The following is a 20,778-nucleotide window of genomic DNA, read 5'->3' as shown; positions in this document are numbered from 1 at the left end:
TACAATTTTTAAAGTAAACCGATATGAATATTGATAGAATGGAATTTTTAAGTTGGATGGAACGAATCATGGATCGATTTGATTTAATGAATGATCAAATCAATGATGTTCAAAAAAGCAGAAACAAAATTGATGGAGAAGAGTTGCTGGACAACCAAGACCTTCTACAAATGTTAAAAATTAGTAATCGGTCTTTACAGCGCTATAGATCCTCGGGAAAACTTCCTTACTACTCAATTAGTGGTAAGATCTACTATAAATTATCAGATGTGCATCAATTTATACGAGATAGCTTTAATGCTCCCTTTGAAAGGTGCAAGGACAATTTAAGACATGGTATTCCTATAGATGCCAAGGCGTAACCCTCTATTTTATATCTAGTTACTTTCGAATAAATTAATTTTTAAATGGAAAAGTTATGAAAAGAGATGTAAATAATAATTTGAACAAAAAAGGTAGTTTTTCGAAAACAGAAAAAACTGAACTTGCCAAAACCGAATCTAGAGAAAAGACAAAAACACGCTCAGCTAAACTTGCAGCGGATGTTTCCGAAATTGGAGTGAAAGATTTTAAACGTGTAGATAAACAAGGTGATTTATTCTCCGATTTTTTTTCTGATTTTAAGAAGTAATTCTGAATACTAAATCCATCTAAGTAGCCTATTAAGCAGTTAAAATTATATTACCAACTATTAAAAAACAAGAATTATGGAAGCAACACAGAACGCAACAGATGCGGGAGAAAACCGTTACAAACTAGAGCAAATCGATTGGAAGTCAATGTCTAATCTTGGTTTGTCTAAAGAACGACTTGAAAAAATGAATGTCCTTGAACCTTTACTAAAAGGCTACAAAACAAATGAATTAGTTCCTGTTACTCTTGATTTAGGGACATCAATTACTAAAATGGATGCTAGGCTATCGCTACAAGCAAAAGAAGATGGCCATGTAGTATTGGCAATCCACGGAATTCGAAAAGAACCTCAGCTGCATTTTAAATTCTTTGGTCATGAATTTACAAAGGAAGACAAAGATAATTTGCTTAAAAATGGAAATATGGGGCGAGTGGTTGATTTGACAAATCCCAAAACAGGAGAAACAATTCCATCAATTATAAGCATAGACAAATTGACTAATGAGCTCATTGCGCTACGTACAACCCTCGTAAAAATTCCAGAAGAAATAAAAGGCATTAAGCTTGATGATCAACAAAAACATACATTGTCAGAAGGAAAACCTTTGTATTTAGAAGGTATGATTTCAAAAAAGGGAGAACCATTTAATGCTTCGGTACAGTTTAATGCAGATAAGCGATATGTTGAGTTTTTGTTCGATAGAGGAACTAGTAACAAGCAAATAGAAAAGCAAGATATTGAAGCTCCAAAAGCTTTTCGAGGGAAAGAATTGGATACTGCGCAATTTGAAAAATTTAAGGAAGGACAAACGGTTTATGTCAGTGGATTGGTTGATAAGAAAGGCAAAGAATACCAAGGATACATCACATTTGATAAAGATACAGGAAAAACAGGTTTTTCTTTTGACAATCCCAATAAAGTAAAAGAGAAAGCACAACCAAAAGAGGAGAGTAAAACCCAAGTTGCTGTCAATTCTGATGGTAAAACCAACGAGGCGACTAAAAATAGTAAAGAGCCTCATAAAAGCAAACAAAGTAGCCCTGAAACGGAAAAGCAGCAAGAACAACAAGAGAAACCCAAAGAGGCCAAATCAAAAGGGCGAAAAATGTAATTATGCTAAAGACTTGTTCAGATGAAAGTAGTAATTGCAGAAAAACCAAGTGTTGCTCGGGAGATTGCTCTCTTGTTAGGAGCTACAGAAAAGAAAGAAGGTTACTTGATGGGAAATGGATATCAGGTAACCTGGGCGTTCGGGCATTTAGTGGCTTTAGCTATGCCGGAAGATTATGGAATTAGTGGGTTTCAAAGAGAAGCTTTGCCTATACTGCCTAATCCATTCTTATTGACAGTACGTAAAGTAAAAAAAGACAAGACTTATACTCGTGATCTTAGGGCATTGAAACAACTCAAAACAATTGATCAACTATTTAAAAACTGCGATAGTATAATTGTGGCTACCGATGCAGGACGAGAGGGAGAGCTTATTTTTCGATACATCTATGAATATTTAAACTGCTCTAAACCTTTCGAACGATTATGGATTAGTTCGTTAACCGAAAAGGCAATTCTTAATGGATTTGAAAATCTAAAATCAGGAAAAGACTTTGATAGTTTGCATGATGCGGGAGTAGGAAGGAGTCGTGCAGATTGGTTAGTAGGAATCAATGCATCGCAAGCACTAACTGTTACGAGTGGAAGTAGTATTTTTTCGCTGGGTCGGGTTCAAACTCCAACATTAGCATTAATTTGCAAACGTTTTTTAGAAAATCAGTCATTCAAAATTGAAGACTATTGGCAAATTGAATTGGAGCATAACAAAGAGTACGTTGATTTTAAAAGTCTTTCTACACTTAAATGGGATGAAGTTAAAAAGGCTGAGTATGTATTGAAAACAGTATTTAAGCATGGAAAGGCTTCAGTAATAGACACAGAAACCAAAACCATAAGTGAGCAGTCACCATTATTATTTGATCTTACTGCATTACAGAAAGAGGCTAACACAAGGTTAAGTCTAACAGCCGAAGAAACGCTCAATATCGCTCAAAGTCTTTATGAAAAGAAATTCATTAGTTACCCACGTACTGGGAGTAAATATATTCCTGAGGACATGTGGGAAGAAATTCCTAAGTTGATAAGGATAACAGAAGAGGTGGAGAAATTCAAAGCTATAGTTAGTAAAATGAAATTGAACCGGTTGAATAAACGGATCGTCAACGATTTAAAAGTGACCGATCATCATGGTATATTGATCACCGATAAAATACCATCGGCTTTATCAGCCAGAGAGAAGGCAATTTATGAAATGATTGTCTATCGATTGTTAGAGTCAGTTTCTCCTGTTTGTACTAAAGAAATAACAAACATTGTGCTACAGGTTGCACACTATGATTTTGGATTAAAAGGAATCAAAATTCTAGATGCTGGTTGGAGAGTTATCAAAGGTGATTTTAGCGATGAAGATAAGGATCCAATTCAAGAGTTACCAACTCTAAAAATTGGTGATGAAGTAAAGATTAAGACAGCAAAAATAGTAGCAAAGAAAACCAAACCACCAGGTATTTATACGGAAGCAAGCTTATTATCTGCAATGGAGAACGCAGGGAATCAGATTGAAAATGAGCAGGAACGCAAAATAATACAAGGTGTAGGAATTGGTACTCCTGCCACTAGAGCAGCCATTATTGAAACACTTTTTAACAGGGAATATGTTAAACGCGATAAAAAATTACTACTGCCGACAGCAAAAGGATTAAAGGTCTATGAATTGGTAAAAGACAAAAATATTGCTAATGTGATGTTGACTGCAAACTGGGAACTAGCTTTGCAAAAGATAGAGAATAATGAATCTAATTTAGCAACCTTCCAAAAAGAAATAGAAACTTATACAAAGTCTTTAACTCATGAAATACTTGATTTAGCAATAGAAGTAGAGCGACAACCGGAGCTTATTAGTCCAAAATGTAAGGTCCAAAAATTGATTCTTCGAGACAAGTTGGTTAAATGCAAGGACGAAAACTGTAATTGGGTTCAGTTCAGAAATATATGCGGCATACAACTCAATCTTGTAGATTTGGAAGCATTGATAACTAAAGGAAAGACCAGTCTCTTAAAAGGAATGACAAGTAAATCAGGTAAGAAATTCGATGCTTTTATCGCTATGGATGAAGGAGGAGAGACCTCTTTTATATTTCCCCAAAAGAAGAAAGGAAAATAAACTGGTTGACAGATCTTTGGTTACTTTTTAGTAAAACTTACTTATAGAGAAAAATATGAATCTAAGAGATTTGAGTACCAACTCAAATTAATAAAAGGAAGGCTATAAGTAGGATAGGGCTGGAATGCAGTGGAGCGTAGGCACGCAGCGTAAAGTAATGAAGCTTTATCCTGCTTATATAAGCCTGACCGAACGCAAGGAATGAACATGTGGAGCTGAGGAACGGAACAGCCTAAAAATAACAGTTGCTTATTTTCAAGCTGCTGTTTTTTTTATGGGCTGTGAAGTGCCTGCGAAGGGTAGGGATGCCGAAAAACAGTTTTTCGCTTACACCTTAATCATTAAGGCATACCGACGGCAGCAGCCCACTGGAGCAAAGAGAATGACTGGAGTGAGACTGATAGGTTTAGTAAAACTCCTCAAATGTTAAGAAAAAGTTTAATAAACCTTCAATTTTGTTAATGTAAACGTAACCTTGAGAACCTACCCATGCGGTTACTTTTGAAGACATATATTAAAACCATAAATTGTATTATATGTTATTTTTAAAATTACGAATACATGACAACTTATTTACCAAGTTAAGTCTTTCTGAAAATGTTTTTTATATAACAGATAATAAAAAAGCTAACGGTCATGTATAAAAAATATATGGATGAAGAGCTTGTTGATTTATTAAAACAAGGTAAAGACAAAGCGTTTGACGAATTGTATTTTCGGTATCGAGATTTACTTGTTCGATTCGTCTGTGTCAGGATGAAATCTATCCCCATTGCTGAAGAAATTGTTCAGGAAGTTTTTACTACAATTTGGGAACGACGCAAAGTCTTAGTTATTCAAAAGAAATTTTCTGCTTATGTCTATACCTCTGTGCGCTATGTCACTTTAGATTATATAAAAGCGCACACTATAACCGATCAATATATAAAAGAAGTTTTAGACAGTAATACATTAACTGTTAACAGTAACAACACTATGGAATCAATCTTTCATGATGAACTGCAGCAAGCTGTTGATAAGGCCACCTCATTACTACCTAAAAAAGCTAAAGAAGTTTTTGTCATGAGTAGGTTTAAACAATATACCAATAAAGAAATTGCTGAAGAACTTAATATTTCGATGGAAACAGTCAAATACCACATTTCGTACTCGCTTAAGTTTATGCGTTCCTATTTAGGAGAGTTTAACTAAAAGGCTATTTCTCATTTAGTGAATATCTATTTGATAACACAAGCGTAACCTTACAAACCTACCAGAAACTACAATTTCGGGGACATACTATTAAAGCAATAAACAAACTATAATGCCAGAAGAATTACATCAAGATATAAAATTTTTTTTAGAAGGAAAGTCAACTTTAAAAGGACAGGTACTTTGGGATAGTTGGTATGAAAATCCTGAACCAATAGTAGAAAATCAAAAGATTATTGTCTCTAGTGATCTTAAGATAAAAAAAGAAATCGCAGCAATCAAAAAGAGTAATAATTCATTTTTTATATCAAAAGAAAGTTGGACTGTGGCCGCTTCGTTTTTAGTATTGCTGGGGCTCTTTTCTTTTTTTATATTTTCCACTTCATTATTCAGTAATAGAGAATACACTACTAATAGAGGGGAACGCACCAAGATAACGTTGAGTGATGGTTCCGAAATATGGTTAAATGCAGCCAGTACTTTAAAATATCCAACCGAGTTTAAAGGCGATACCCGCGAAGTTTATCTATCTGGAGAAGCTTTTTTTGATGTAGCCAAAGACAAAGTTCATCCATTTATAATTCACACAGATAAAATGGACACAAAAGTGATAGGAACTAGTTTTAATGTACAAGCTTATCCTGACCAATTAAAACAAGAAGTAGTTGTAGTAACTGGAAAAGTAAATGTTAAATCAACTTTTACTAATGAGAATGTGTATGTGACTCCAGGTCAAAAAGTAGTTTTAAATGGGCATAACAACAAACTTCAAGCTTATAATGGTGTCGCAAAAAATACAGTATCGCTTTGGCGAAAAAATATTTTGGTTTTTGATGAAACGCCTTTGTCGGAAGTAATCGCTACACTAAATCGCAATTATAATGTGGTTATAAAAGTTGAAAATAAAAATTTGAATAATCTAAAGATAAATGCCTATTTCAAAGCGCTTCCAGCAGATCAAGTTATTGATTTAGTGTGCAATATTATCAATGCTACTTATAAATTGGATGCAGGTGTTTACACTATAAAGTAACTTTTACTCGAAAAAGAGAACCTCTTGCTTGTGCATTTAGCACAGCTAAAATAGAATACTAAGAAATGCTACGTAGAATAATTATATAAAATCATGAACAACCTAACTAAAATTTAAAACTTAAGATTATGAATGAAAAACAAATGCGGTATGCCAAAAATCATCAAGGTATTAAAAAATCCGTATTGGCAAAATTAATCCTCTTTGTCGGTTTATTTTTTATCGGAATAACAACAAAAGCGGCAACTATTGATGGTAATAACAGAGTGACATTAAAAGTAGAGAATGAAAGTATAAAAAATATTTTCCAGAGAATTGAAAATCAAGTTGATGTACATTTTATGTATGAAACGAACCAAATTAATACGAACCAAAAAATCTCTTTACAATTAAATGATGTTACTTTAGAACAAGCACTCAATAAAATTTGTTCAAATCTATTTCTTCGCTACGAAATTGTCAATAGTAATAACATTATCATTAAAAAAAGTTCAAAGGTAGGCGCAATAGATCTAGAAAAAATTATTATTACCGGAGTTGTTTACGGTGATGATGACGGAATGCCTTTACCTGGGGTAGGTATCAAAGTTAAAGGCGCTAATGTTAGCACTGTGACTGATTTTGATGGATCTTTTAGTCTTACGGTCAATGCTGATGAAGCTACACTACTGTTTTCTTATATTGGATACATTACGCAAGAAGTTCCCGTAAATGAATTAAATAAAGTTCTAAGTGTACGATTAGTGGCTGATATGAAGCAACTTAATGAAGTTGTAGTTATGGGATATGGTAGTGTGAAAAAGTCTCAAGTTGTTGGCGCTGTTTCTAGTGTGTCCATGAAAGAATCGTCAAGTAGAACTTACAATTCAACAGCCGAATTATTACAAGGAACTGTTGCTGGGGTTACGGTAATTAATAATGGGGGAGACCCGATGGCTCCGCCTACAATAAATATTAGAGGTGTAGGTTCAATAAATGCGGAATCTCCTTTAGTCGTTTTAGACGGAATTATTTATAGTGGTTCCTTTAATGATATTAATCCAAATGATATTGCATCAATAAGTGTGTTAAAAGATGCGGCTTCTGCAGCAATATACGGAGCTCGTGCTTCGGGAGGTGTGATTTTAGTTACTTCAAAGAAAGGAAGTAGTGATCGCGTGCGTGTTAACGTGAATTATCAAGCGGGTTATCAAAATGTAGCTAAAAAATTAGAAGCTTTAAATGCGGCGGAGTATGCTGATGCTATGAATACAGCAACGGATAATGCTGGTTTGCCTCGAGTTGCCGCTTTTGATCCAAATCAAGAACCGTCTGCTAGAACTACAAATACAGTATGGATGGATGAAATATTTCGAAAAGGAAATATTAATGACTTAACGCTTTCTGTTGATGGAGGTAGCGAAAAATCCAACTTCTTTATTTCTGGAGGATACCGTAAAAATGAAGGGATTTTACTAAATACATTTTCTGAAAGATATACAGCTAGAGCCAACTCGTCTTTTAAAATTACACCTAACTTCACGATTGGTGAAAATATTACTTACTCATTGAGGAACGGGCAAACAGCAAATACAAATGACGGTTATGTGGGTGCCATACTATCGGCTATATTTTATCCACCTAATGCTACTGTTTACAAGCAGGATGGATCTGGTCAATTTGGTGGTGTGCCAAATAAATATATAGGTTCTTATGGTGATGTTATCAATCCTGTCGCTTATTTAAAAAGATTAGACAATAGCAATCCTATTAGCACAATTCTAATTAACCCTTATGCTCAATGGGAAATAGTTAAGGGTCTTACTTTTAAATCTAATTGGGGTATTACTCGAATTGAAGACAACAGTAAACAATTTCTATCTAAAGTTACTGAGCCTGGGAAAATTTTCGATTTTAACCAACTGATTCAGTCTTCGACGACTTTAACCGATATATTAGGTGAACAAACTTTGACATTTGATAAAAAAATAGGAAAGCATAGTTTTACGGTGTTGGGAGGATATACTTATCAAGATACCAAGCAAGAATACTTCCAAATATCGGCAACTGGTTTTGATAACGAAGATCCATCGCAACGCTATTTAGTGAATGGTAAAGATTTTAGACAATTGGGTGCAAATGGAAATCACCAATTATTGATTTCTTACGTTGGGAGATTAAATTATTCGTATGCTGATAAGTATTTATTCTCTGGAATTGTACGCCGAGATGGAACTTCAAAATTAACTTCTGCTAATCGTTGGGAAGTATATCCATCACTGTCAGCTGGTTGGTTAATTTCTAATGAGGGGTTTATGGCAAATAGTAAGAATATTGTTTCTAATTTAAAGTTACGTGCTAGTTGGGGGCAAATAGGAAACTTAGGAAGCTTACAACCGTATGAATTCAGTGTTCCGTTAACGCAAACGACATCTTTACTTGGTGACACACCTATAATAAACTATGGGTACGCCGAAAGGAAATTGTCCAATCCAGATTTAATTTGGGAGAGTTCTGAGCAAACTAATTTAGGGCTTGATTTTGGTTTATTAAAAAATAAATTGAGTGGTACTATTGATGTTTTTGTGAAAACAAATAAAGACATGTTGGTTAATAATCAGTTACCAGGGCTTGCTGGTGCAAATGAAGGGCAGACTGTAAATGCAGGAAAAGTTGAAAATAAAGGAGTAGAGTTAAGTTTGAATTACAGAGAATCAATTGGGGATTTTAAAATGGACTTTACAATTAACGCATCTACATTAAAAAATCGAGTAGTTTCAATTAAAGACGATTTGACTTATTTTGAACCTCAAGGTAGAGCACGTGTGCGTAGTTTACCAATTGCAAATGTTTATGAGGTAGGTAGTGCATTAAATTCGTTCTACGGATTTTCAACTGACGGATTATTTCAATCTGTAGATGAAGTGAACAATTATGTAAACAGTACAGGTGTCAAATACCAACCCAATGCTGTAGCTGGAGATATTAAGTTTAAAGATATTAATGGTGATGGTCTTATTAATAATAGCGACAGAATCGTTTTAGGAAATCCTTTTCCTAAAACAACGTACAGCTTTAATGCAAATTTAAATTACAAAGGGTTTGATATGAATATTTTCTTGCAAGGTGTAGCTGGAAATAGCGTTTTCAATGCTGTGAAACATACAGGACTTAATGCTTCATTTCCTGGGTATAACTTGTTAGCTGAGTCAAAAAATGCATGGTCACCTACAAACACAAATACATCAATTCCTATTCTATCATCAAAAGACAATAATAATAATTTTGGTCGAATTTCAGATTTTTATATTGAAGATGGCTCTTTCTTACGATTAAGAAATGTATCACTAGGATATACTTTTGACAACCAATTATTTAATGATAAAGTAAAATTAAGAGTGTATGTCTCTGCGCAAAATTTGTTTACCATTACAAAATATTCAGGTATGGATCCTGAAGTAGGATTAAACAATTTCGGAATGGATTTAGGTCGTTATCCATTATCTAGAATTTATATGTCAGGTATCAATTTATCTTTTTAAAGAAAATAATAAAATAGAAGTAAAATGAAAAAAATTAGTTTTTTATTTATCGGTTTAGGACTTTTTTTTGCAACATTAAGCTGCGAAAATGAATTGGATCAAATACCGCAAGGAGCACCATCTACAGGGAATTTTTGGAAAACAGCTGCTGATGCAAAAGCAGGAGTAAATTCAATTTATGCTCTATATAATGATGATAATATGTATGGTAGAGGATTTTTTTGGCTCAATAATGCCAGTGATGATATTGGAACTAAACCAAGGCAAAATGCAGAGCGTATTAAGAATTTTATTGTAGACGGGTCTGAATCTGATACTAAAGATATCTGGAAAGTTCATTACGAAATAATGAAGCGTTGTAATGATGTGATTCGCAATATTCCAAACATTACGATTGACGAACCTACAAAAAACAGAATGTTAGGCGAAGCCTATTTTAACCATGCTGTAATGCACTTAGAATTGGCTTATCGTTATGGTGACGAGCGTGCGGGAATACCTATTCAAGATCGTGAAGATCCTACTAATATTTTTATTCCGCGTGCCAAAAATGTAGCAGAGAATTATGCTTACATCACAGCTGATTTAATCAAAGCTGCAGATTTACTTCCTTATTTTAATGAGTTAAGTGCGGATAATTATGGACGTGCGCATAAAACTGCTGCTTGGGGGTATATAGTGCGTACTTCACTTTATGCTAAAGATTATGATAATGCGATTAAATATGCCGATTTAATAATGAAAAGTGGCAAGCATGCTTTGTTAACTAATTTTGAGGATGTTTTCAAAATTTCTAATAACTGGTCTTCTGAATATATTTGGTCTGCAACTTCAAGTGCCGCTAATACTACTTTAGGCTCTATCTTTCCGGGAGTTTGTCTTGAAGACAAAGGATGGGGTGCTTATAATGGATGGGGGAATTTTTATCCTACTAAAGAACTATTGGACACTTACGTTGCTAATGATAAGAGACTTTCGGCAACTATTTTGAAAAAAGGAGATAAATTCACGTACTTCGGTACCGAAGTTACTTTCAATGAAGGTTCTTACCAAGTGAGTTCTAGTAATCGTACGGGAATGCAATTCAAGAAGTATATGGATCCATTTAGTTTTCCTAAAACTACTTCAGGTAGTGTTGATACACGCTATGTAAATGCCAATGGAGACAAACCATCGACGGCATTAAATGTTCCGTTATTACGTTATGCAGATGTAATATTGATGATGGCTGAAGCGAAATTAATGAAAGGTCAAAATGCCGACACCGAAATAAATATGATTCGCAATCGTGCCGGTTTAGCCAGTATTTCTGGAGCAACAATGACCGACTTAAAAAGAGAAAGACGTTGTGAACTAGCAGGAGAATGGACAGACAGACATTTTGACCTTGTGCGTTGGGGAGATGCACAAGCAACATATGCAAAACCGCTTCACGATTATAATGGAGTAGTGATTTACCCAGCTCGTAATTTTAATCCAGCAATACACAGCGTATGGCCAATACCACCAGATGAAATTGCTGTAAGCAAGGGCACGCTTACGCAAAATCAAGGTTGGTAATCACTAATTTCAGTTTTGTTTTTGTTGTAAGTCTTTACCCTGCGGGTTTGTTGTAATCTCGCAGGTGTAAAGCATAAAACAATAGTATTTTTAAACTTTAAAACCAGTCTTTTTTAAGTAAATAGACTGGTTTTTTATTCAAAACCTGTGCTATTTAATCTCTGTAGCTACATAAATATTACTCTAATGAAAAAAATAATTATCCTTCTTTGCTTTCCTATTTTCTTATTTGCGCAAGTGCACCAGTACACTTCTTCTAATATCCATTCACATAATGATTACGCAAACGCCCTTCCGTTTATTGCCGCTTATACCAACGAAGTAGGTGTGATTGAAGCAGATGTGTTTTTATCAAATAATGATTTATTTGTTGCACACACCTTAGCAGATATTACACTAAATAGCACGCTAAAAAAGCAATATTTAGAACCACTTGTCTCTAAAATAAAAGCGTTAAAAGGTAAAGTATACCCAAATGACAAACCATTAATTTTAATGATTGATGTAAAGTCGGATGCGGTGCCTAGCTTACAAATGATTGTACAACAATTAGAGATATATCCTGAAATAACGGATAATAAATCATTAAAAATCATAATTTCGGGCAACAGACCAGATCCGTCTTTATGGAAAAATTATCCATCTTATATTTCTTTTGATGGTAGGATAAACGAAATATACACTACCGAGCAATTAGCACGTATTGAAATGATCAGCGAGGATTTAAAAAATCATACTGTATGGAACGGTAAGGGCGTTCTAGCAGCATCAGATTCCGAAAAAATTGAGGCTATTATTAATAGTGTACACGAGCAACACAAGAAGATTAGATTCTGGTCTACCCAAGACAATGTCAACACTTGGATCGCTTTAATGAATTTAGATGTAGACTATATTGCGACAGATAATACCACTAAATTAGTGCAGTTCATAACTGATTTAAAAGCGAATAGTTATAAAAACACCGATTTTTACGAAACCTACATACCTAAAAAAGACTTGGCTTTCGCCAAAGTAAAAAAGCCTAAAAACATTATACTATTAATAGGTGACGGAATGGGTTTAACCCAAATTTATGCTGGTTATACAGCAAACAAAGGGCAATTGAATATTTTGAACATGCCAGTACAAGGATTTTCAATAACAAATGCCTCCGATAGTTATATCACAGATTCTGCCGCAGCAGCAACAGCTATGGCAACTGGACATAAAACAAACAATCGTTTTATTGGTGTTGATGAAAATGGAAAACCTTTAGTATCTATCATACAAAAATTAGTTAAAAACAATTTTCAAACGGCCCTAATTTCTTCGGGAAATATAACTGACGCAACTCCAGCTGCATTTTATGCAAAACAAACCGATAGAAGTTTTAATGAAGCCATTGCTTTAGATTTTTTAACGTATCCAACGGATATTTTAATAGGAGGAGGGACAAAAGAATTTATAAATAGAAAAGATGGCAATAATTTAGCAAAGCAATTACAAGAAAAAGGATATACCTTTTCGGATAAATTTAGTATGATTGACAGTATTAGCAACACTAAATTTGTAATAGCTGATAATGGAGCAGTGGTATCTAAAAAAGACGGAAGATGTGATTTTTTATCCAAGGCTTTTACAAAAACAATTGAGACTTTTTCCAAATCTAAAAAACCATTTTTTATAATGGAAGAAGGAGCACAAATTGATTACGGAGGACATAAAAATGAACTGGATTATGTAGTTCGCGAACTTCTGGATTTTGATCAATTAGTGGGCCTAGCCATGAAATATGTTGACAATAACAATGAAACTTTACTTATCGTAACTGCTGATCATGAAACAGGCGGTTTGTCTCTAATAGATGGAAATATTGAAAAAGGTTCCGTGCATGGCAACTTTAGTACAAATGATCATACCGCAGTGCTGGTTCCTGTTTTCGCTTACGGGCCAGCTGCCGAAACTTTTATCGGTACCTATCAAAACACTGCTATTTTTGATAAAATACAATCCCTTCTGCTCCAAAATTAAAATAAATTTTCGCCTTTTTATTCACAGCTATTTTACTTTTATAAAGTAGAATAGCTATTTTTTATTGATTTACAATTGCTTAACTATTTAGTAAAGGGTTGTGACCCAACTTTAAATGCGTTTTTGAGACACAATAGAAATATGAAACCCAATCATATTTTATGAAAAATCATGTTTTAAAATTAGTTCCAATTATGTTTCTCACTTCGGTATTTTTGGTCTCATGTCCCACACGTACGATGGAAGAAAACACAATGAGTATTATGCAAGAAACGAATGTAAGTGTGAAAAATAGTAAGATATTAACTGCTAGAGTCGCCTCCATTCCGTGGAATTTTTTTCTTGCTCGGGAGTGAGTTTTAAATTTCCTTTCCCAGGAAAACTTCCTTCTCCAAATCCCTCGAACTCTTTACGCTATTTATAAAGCTGTGGTGCTGTGACTCCCAACTCTTTGGCGAGTTCTGATAAATTTATTCTATCCTAACTCAATTGTACAGCTTAATATTTAAAATAAATATTAATAATAAGCCAAATGTGATCATACATTTTCAAAAATGAATCCCTATTTTACAAATTCTATTTTAGGCTTCAATTTAAAAACGATGGCTAGAGCAGTCAAAGAAAGAACAACCCAAAAAACATCCATTACGAAAATTTGAATATATCCTTTCTGCCAAGTTACCCAAGGCCAATTCCCAGTCATAATACCATTTGAAATAGGTACCAGAAAACCAAGAATACTTCCTGAAATCAATGAAACTTTATTCGTGAAATAATTATCTCCTTTGATAATAAATAATGTACTTAATACAAGCCAACCACAGAAAAACACACTATAAATTAATGTTTTTTTATCTATTTCGTAGCCATTCAGACATTTAACAATAATAAAAGTCACTGCTGTAATTGGATACATACTTAAGCAAATTGCCATATAAATACGAACTAACCAAATATTAAATCTTCTTTTATACTCGGGTATATTCTTTTTATCACGAGCAACCAACCATATTAAGACGCCCGATATAATTACAAAACAAGTAACAAGACCAAGTATAAAATAAATGATTTTTAAACCATAACCTCCATAATCACCGTAATGTAGTCTTTGTAAAATACTAGAGCTACCATCAATATAGGAAGTGGAAGCAGCATACGGATCTTTTTGGTCTACAACTTTGTTATCTAAAGCTCTGTAAGTTATATAGCCTTCACCAGCGAGAAACTTATCATTGTATTTTGGTTGACCTGTAACCTTAATATGCATGTTTACATCTCCAAAATTAAAAATTTGAACCCGTGTTAATTTTAGATTTGGCCATTTTTTTGTTACTTGATTTACAAATGCGGTATAAGAAACTGTTTTAGTTAGTGGATCTTTTTTAAAATCATATTCGGTATTATTTTTTGCGTAAACTACTTTTTCAAAAGCTTCCGAATCATCATTAAACAATACAGATTTGACAGGAGGCAACATTATAGAGTAGGCTATTATTAAATAACAACCAGTAACTGCAAACATGAACTGAAACGGAAGTCCAATCATTCCTAATGAAACGTGAGCATCTGTCCAGACTGTTTTCCATTTTTCTTTAGGTCTAAAAACATAAAAGCTCGAAATTATTTTTTTCCAGTGCACGATTACACCTGTTAAAATAGCAAACAGGAAGAAAAACGAAACAAATCCAGCGAATATATAACCGGAAACTCCGTAAAAATTTAGCTGAGCAAAGAAGTGTAATCGATAGAAAAACTCACCTAAGTTATACGATCTTTCTTGACTCTGAAATTCATTACTCACCAAATCTGTTTTAATGAAAACTCTTTTGGGTCTTTTCCCTTTAGACTTACCTGATTTCCCCCCTTTTTTTTCAGCTCCTTCATTCTTGACTTTATTATCCGAAGTATCTTTCGATTCTGATAATGACACAAAAGCATGTTGACCCGAATTATAAAAAATGCTAACATCTTTACTTTTTAATTCATATTCTTTTTCAATATTTTTTAAGATACTGTCAAAACTAGCTTGACCAAAGTAATCTCCTTTAATCGAAGTTTCATTATTTTCCCAAGCCTGAATTTCCTCTTTGAAAAAAGAGATCGATCCTGTAAAAAAAATTACATACAATGCAGCACTTATAATAATGCCACTAATAGTATGCGTATGAAACATAACATTATATATTCTGTTATTAGACATAAAATCTTAAATTAAATAGTGAAAGGTTGTTTATAATAAATTAGCCCAATAAAAACAAGGCTTAGAATGAGGTAAATTCCCCAAACTTTCCAACCATTATTTGCTAAAAAAGCCAAGATTAAGAGCACACACCAAAGTATAAACCCAGCATAACGAAGTGTCATTATCGCATTAGGCTTATCCCACCACAAAGCCAAAAACAAATGGAATGATTGAGTTAGTATAAAACCACCAATGAAACCAGCGGTTATTTTTGAAAAGCGTTGTACTGGCGTTGATAATTCTTTTTTATTTGCTGGCATAGTAATTCTAAGAAATTAAAAATTCGACTCCAAAACATACTATAGCAATAATTAATAGTGCGGAGATATTAAAAAAACGAAGTGGAGAGATTAACACAACTAAACTTCCCATAGTCATTATGTTAACCAAAGAAGAAAAAATACCAGATCCAAAGCCTACAGAAAGTATATTTATTAGTAAACTAAATAGTAATAAACTTAGACCAATAGTATTTCCTTTTTTTGGGTTTTTAGCTATCCATTTTTGAAAACTATATTGCAGTATTAATTTTGCACGCTTACTGGTGCTGTATAACATATAAAAGCCCATTAAGGCAAAAAAGATTGATAATGATACCATTGTATTTATTTTTACAAATCAGATTTACTACTTTCTTATATTAGAAAAGCTTTAAAGGACTTAATCTCATAAAATAAAAAGAGAAAACTGTTGGCAGCGATAGTTTTTATAAAATTACAGCCAACAGTTTATATTATTTAAAAATTACAGTAGTTGTAATAATACGTTCTCTTTTTGTATATTCTTGATTAGTACTATTTTCTTTCACACTGGTTTCAAAAAGATACAAACCTGTCCACTCAGGTGTAAAACTAATCACACCTTCTGCGTTCGTTTTTAATCCTTTTCCCCACCCACTAGGTGCAACTACAGTAACGTAAGTATCAGCTAATAATACACCATTGTTTACAATAGCTATCGAAAGTTCTTTTTTAGAACTAGAATTAGTTTTGAACATCAGTAATTGATCAGAAATTTTATCTTGATTTGAAACAGTATCAGGATTGCCAACTTTAACTATTGCTGAAGCATTAAATTGATATTGTATGTTACCCGCTAAACTCTCAACTGTATGATGAACAGCCACATAATAATTTCCATTTTGAGTTGGCAAAAAGGAAGCTGTAAAATGATCATTCTCTTGATTAGTAGACAGTTTTTCTTTAGTTCCATCAGGCTGTATCAACCATAATGTAAAATCTTTAGTATCGGACCACCAGTCTTTAATAAGCTCTTTTTTTGGATCACTGGGTTCTTTGTAATAGATAAGAATTTTTTGAGATTGCCCAATTTTACCTGTCCCATTAGTTTCAACAAACAAAGCATGAGCAACAGTTGTTGAAGTACTTATTAATAGTATCAGTAAAATGAATACGGTTTTAAAATTTTTCATAATTATTATAAATTATTCTTATTGAGTTTTTGTAAAATAAGATTTTGAACTGTATTTCTAAATATTTTGATGTGGATTCAATCAACTTGAAAATAAAGAGTTGAAACTAGAAAAATATCATCAATTTTAATAAAGTCTCTGTTTTAAAATGTTTGAGCTAATAATATTAACCGCAAGCAACGAAATTTACCTGCGGTTAATAAATCAAGTTTAATATTTTAATTTAGCGATAGCAGTAATGTTACCTCCCTCAACTTTTTTACCTTTATTAGCTACAGCTGTAGTACCATCAATGGTGTAAATCCAGTTACCCTCAGGTGTATTTAGACCGATAATAGCAGATTTACCGTCTTCTGTAACGATATTGTAACGACTTGTCGCGGATGTTAAAACCTCAGGTGCATTAGTTACCCAAGTAAAAGTTTTATTGTAAACATCAGCAACAGCCAATTTTACTGTTCCTTTTTTTGTACCTGGTGTACCGTACATTAATAATAAAAATTTACCTTTAGAGATGTAATTGGTAGAGGAAATTTTATATCCTCCTGATTTTTCTTCAATATTAAAGAAATAAGATTGATCGAACTCAGTAGTTCCTTTTTTGATTCTAATTACAGCTGAAGGTTTTGTAGATTTTAATTCCGAATTACTCGTTGCAATTGCTCCTGAAAAACCATAAGCATCACCATTTTCGTCTTGAAATAATCCATTCGTGAAATAAGATCCAAGGTAACTTGTTCGGTTATCTTTGATTACTTTTTCTAATTTCAATTCAGGGTAATTGTATACAGCGACCCAAGTACTATCAGGATATACCGTTCCAAAATTATCAACTCCGTCACCTTTTATACTCATATAGGGCATATACACTTTATCGCCAACTTGGGTCGCCCAAGTGTAAAATGCTCTTTCACCATTTCCAGCTAAGATTTTAGTGTCTTGTTGTGCTTCGCCAACGATAAGTGATTTTTCAGCATCGATTCTAAACATTGAAGCAATAGAAGCGTTTCCACTTCTGGGTACTTTTATTGTCAAAATGTCTTTGTTTACTGCAGTAAAAACCTGTACTGTTTCTGCTTGAAAATCTGACTTTTTGACTAAATTTCCTTCGGAACTTAAATTATATGTTGTTACAGCACCTGGGTTACCTTGCCCGTAAAGTAAACTAAAAAAGTTATTCTGAGCTGTAATATAATAACGATATGTTCCGTCCTGCTCTAAACCGTTCCCTGTAGTAGTTATAGATCCAGTAGTAATATCATCTGTAGTTAATAGATAATCTGCAATACCGGTTGCGCCAGTTGTTGCTGTAATGATATATTTAGTTTTTCCTGTGTTTGTTCCTCCGTCTGGGGCTGTAGTTGGTGAATTCGTATCACTGCTACAAGAAAATAATGTAAGAGCAAGTACTGTTGCTAAAATGGCTAATGTGTTTCTTTTTTTCATGTTATTACTTATTATGTATTAAAATTATTTATTTGATTTAGTAAAAAAATAGCGGAACTTGATATAGAATGCCCTACTGGGTTTTTGAAGTGAAAAGTTATCATAAAGCTTATTATCAAATATATTTTTGCATTCAACAGCTAAATTATACTTGCCGTTTGCAAAAGTGTAAACAGCATTTAAATCAGAATTGAATTGTGTTGGTATATCTAACTTACTATCCTTACTTCCTTGACTGGGCCAAGACAAATAATGTTTGTTTACATATAAAAAATTATAGCCAAGGGATAAATTGTTTCCTTTTTTAAACATGTCATAGAAATAAACGGTTGCATCAGCATTTCCAAAAAGAAAGGGCATGTTCGGAATTCTATCTTTGTAAAAAGAAGAAACATAATTTTGGTTTGGTTCATACTTAGTCATGTTTCGTAAGTTTTGGTAAGTCATATTTACACCCGCAGTAAATCTATTGGTATATGAGTATCTAATTTCACCATCAATTCCATAATTAGTGACTCGACCTTGATTTACATTTTTTTGCATAGTTTGATTTAAATTCAATGTTGGTCGAATAAAATCTGTGGCATCTCTGTATAAAAGATTCATATCGAACGATAGCGAATTAACCGTTTTAAAACTAGTTTGATAACTTAACCCTAAATTGAAATTGTTACTTGATTCAGGTTTTAAATCAACATTACCTTCTAGATTATTATTCACATTACCAAAAATTTCCTCAGGACTAGGAAGACGGTAACTTTTCTCAAATGAACCTTTAATTTGTAAATTTTGCTTGAGGTAGTAGCTGCTTGCAGCACCATAACCTAGAGAAGTGCGATTATCAACATATTCTTGATAAGCAATATCACCAGTATTTCCTGTAGGGTTGTAACTTCTAGAATAGGTCGTATTTAGATAGTAATATTTCGTAAAAACAGAAGTACTCCATTTTCCATTATAATTGAACTTGTAACCGGCACCAAGAATATCTTTTTGTGTTTTTTTAGGTTGCTTATATTTTGTTGATTCTGGAACTAATTCATCACTTTCTTTACGATCAAATGTTGTAAAAGTATTATTCAGCATAAACGAATGTCTTTCGCCTACATGATACAGTGCATTTGCAGTTGCGACTCCATTATTATTTTTGAATATACGCAAGGTGCGACTGCGCTCTCCTCCATCACCATCATACTGCTTATAATCTCCAAACCAATTATAGCGTCTATTTAAAGTATCAATATTTTGTTCTTGTCCGAAATTATAATTTGCAGTCAAATTAAAATCTAAACCTTTCGTAAAAAAATCCTTTACTTGATATTTTAAAGTTGGCATCAAAATATTCCCTTTACGATACATTTTTCCAAAAACACTGACCATTCGTGCTCCAGTTTGAATATCTGCTTGATTTTCTCCTGCTGTAAAACCAATAAGTAATTTTTCCGCATATTTTTTTCCAGTTAATCCAACATTAAGAATTACGGTTTCATTACGGTATCTATCATGAAACCTTCTAACTCGTTGATTAGGAAAATACGCTCCAGTATTCAAATCAGCAGCATCAACATTGACCCAATAATTATTATCTGAATAATTTTGAAATGCATTAATTTCTGCAGTTAACCCACTTTTCGCCGTATAACCTGCATTAACAGTTGTTTTGTGTGTATTGAAAGAACCGAAAGAATACGAAGCGTCCAGATATGTTCTTGGCTTTCCATTGGTCACAATATTTACTGCCCCTCCTAACGCATCACCACCAAGCCAAATTGGTACAACACCCTTATATACTTCAATTCGATCTGCAAGATTAATTGGAATATTATTAAGTTGGAAAGAAGATCCAAAATTATCCATTGGCACACCATCAATAAAATACTTCACCTGATTGCCTCGAAAACCATTTATAGAAAGTTCCGATTGAGATCCGACACCACCTGTTTCTCGTACTCTGACACCAGAAACCCTATCTAATGCCTGAGAAAGATCGAGTGTTGAATTGTGTAATTTCTTTGCATCGATAGCAGTTACGCTATAGGCTTGCTTATTTATTTTTTCCGTTGCGCTACGCCCTAATACTGTAACGCTTTCTAATTCATTTGTTTCAGTTTCCATTCGAATAGAAACATTGATATCCTTATCACCAAAAACTATAAATTGTTTTTTTACAGTAGTAAAACTAACAGCAGTAATTTTTAAAGTATAATTACCCTGTTTTACATTTTTTATACTAAAATTACCATTTTCATCGGCTGCTGTCTTCAAATCAACTTCTTCAATCGTAATGCTTGCAAAAGGTATCGTTTGAGTAGAACTTGCAGTTACCTGTCCTCTTACGGTAACAGTGCTATTTTCTTGAGAAAAACAAGCAATTCTGGAAAGAGATAAAAAAATAAAAAATAAAATTTTGTAGTTGAACATAGCTTAATTAGACTAATTATAAATAAATTTGCTGCAAAACTATTTATATTTAGTCTAAATAAATTGTCTAA

The 20,778-nt window shown here is 33.3% G+C and carries 15 protein-coding genes; 9 read left to right on the top strand and 6 right to left on the bottom strand.

Annotated elements, in window-relative coordinates; genetic code table 11:
- Positions 1 to 23 precede the first annotated feature (23 nt).
- The 9 genes from H603_RS0102625 to H603_RS0102580 all read left to right on the top strand — a co-directional run bounded on the left by H603_RS0102625 (position 24) and on the right by H603_RS0102580 (position 13,166).
- Complete coding sequence (locus H603_RS0102625) at positions 24 to 362, top strand: helix-turn-helix domain-containing protein (RefSeq protein WP_026707123.1); 339 nt, start codon at positions 24 to 26, stop codon at positions 360 to 362.
- Positions 363 to 418: 56 nt separating this feature from the next.
- Positions 419 to 631: a hypothetical protein gene (locus H603_RS0102620; RefSeq protein ID WP_026707122.1), complete on the top strand. Its 213-nt coding sequence runs from the start codon at positions 419 to 421 to the stop codon at positions 629 to 631.
- 76 nt (positions 632 to 707) lie between these two features.
- On the top strand, positions 708 to 1,745 hold the full coding sequence (locus H603_RS16305; protein ID WP_035675246.1) for a DUF4099 domain-containing protein: 1,038 nt from the start codon (positions 708 to 710) through the stop codon (positions 1,743 to 1,745).
- 21 nt (positions 1,746 to 1,766) lie between these two features.
- Positions 1,767 to 3,848, top strand: a complete 2,082-nt coding sequence (locus H603_RS0102610) for a type IA DNA topoisomerase (RefSeq protein ID WP_026707121.1) — start codon at positions 1,767 to 1,769, stop codon at positions 3,846 to 3,848.
- A 636-nt stretch (positions 3,849 to 4,484) separates the two neighbouring features.
- A complete protein-coding gene (locus H603_RS0102600) occupies positions 4,485 to 5,039 on the top strand; it encodes an RNA polymerase sigma-70 factor (protein ID WP_026707120.1) in 555 nt (184 codons plus the stop codon).
- 112 nt (positions 5,040 to 5,151) lie between these two features.
- Positions 5,152 to 6,072, top strand: a complete 921-nt coding sequence (locus H603_RS0102595) for a FecR family protein (RefSeq protein ID WP_026707119.1) — start codon at positions 5,152 to 5,154, stop codon at positions 6,070 to 6,072.
- A gap of 128 nt (positions 6,073 to 6,200) precedes the next feature.
- Positions 6,201 to 9,593, top strand: a complete 3,393-nt coding sequence (locus tag H603_RS0102590) for a TonB-dependent receptor (protein ID WP_026707118.1) — start codon at positions 6,201 to 6,203, stop codon at positions 9,591 to 9,593.
- A 24-nt stretch (positions 9,594 to 9,617) separates the two neighbouring features.
- Complete coding sequence (locus tag H603_RS0102585) at positions 9,618 to 11,153, top strand: RagB/SusD family nutrient uptake outer membrane protein (protein WP_026707117.1); 1,536 nt, start codon at positions 9,618 to 9,620, stop codon at positions 11,151 to 11,153.
- A gap of 186 nt (positions 11,154 to 11,339) precedes the next feature.
- Positions 11,340 to 13,166: an alkaline phosphatase gene (locus H603_RS0102580; protein ID WP_026707116.1), complete on the top strand. Its 1,827-nt coding sequence runs from the start codon at positions 11,340 to 11,342 to the stop codon at positions 13,164 to 13,166.
- A gap of 562 nt (positions 13,167 to 13,728) precedes the next feature.
- Here the strand turns inward: H603_RS0102580 and H603_RS0102570 are convergent.
- The 6 genes from H603_RS0102570 to H603_RS0102545 form a co-directional block, all read right to left on the bottom strand.
- Positions 13,729 to 15,366, bottom strand: coding sequence for a PepSY-associated TM helix domain-containing protein (locus tag H603_RS0102570; protein ID WP_026707114.1), 1,638 nt, complete (start codon positions 15,364 to 15,366; stop codon positions 13,729 to 13,731).
- Positions 15,367 to 15,377: 11 nt separating this feature from the next.
- Positions 15,378 to 15,668, bottom strand: a complete 291-nt coding sequence (locus H603_RS0102565; RefSeq protein ID WP_026707113.1) for a hypothetical protein — start codon at positions 15,666 to 15,668, stop codon at positions 15,378 to 15,380.
- 7 nt (positions 15,669 to 15,675) lie between these two features.
- Complete coding sequence (locus H603_RS0102560) at positions 15,676 to 16,008, bottom strand: hypothetical protein (RefSeq protein WP_026707112.1); 333 nt, start codon at positions 16,006 to 16,008, stop codon at positions 15,676 to 15,678.
- A gap of 133 nt (positions 16,009 to 16,141) precedes the next feature.
- Complete coding sequence (locus H603_RS16300; RefSeq protein ID WP_051219102.1) at positions 16,142 to 16,840, bottom strand: hypothetical protein; 699 nt, start codon at positions 16,838 to 16,840, stop codon at positions 16,142 to 16,144.
- Positions 16,841 to 17,050: 210 nt separating this feature from the next.
- Positions 17,051 to 18,286, bottom strand: a complete 1,236-nt coding sequence (locus H603_RS0102550; protein WP_026707111.1) for a DUF4374 domain-containing protein — start codon at positions 18,284 to 18,286, stop codon at positions 17,051 to 17,053.
- A 24-nt stretch (positions 18,287 to 18,310) separates the two neighbouring features.
- A complete protein-coding gene (locus H603_RS0102545; RefSeq protein ID WP_026707110.1) occupies positions 18,311 to 20,707 on the bottom strand; it encodes a TonB-dependent receptor in 2,397 nt (798 codons plus the stop codon).
- Positions 20,708 to 20,778: the final 71 nt, after the last annotated feature.

Source organism: Flavobacterium frigidarium DSM 17623 (assembly GCF_000425505.1).
Lineage (GTDB): Bacteria > Bacteroidota > Bacteroidia > Flavobacteriales > Flavobacteriaceae > Flavobacterium > Flavobacterium frigidarium.
This window is presented reverse-complemented; position numbering and strand designations above follow the sequence as displayed.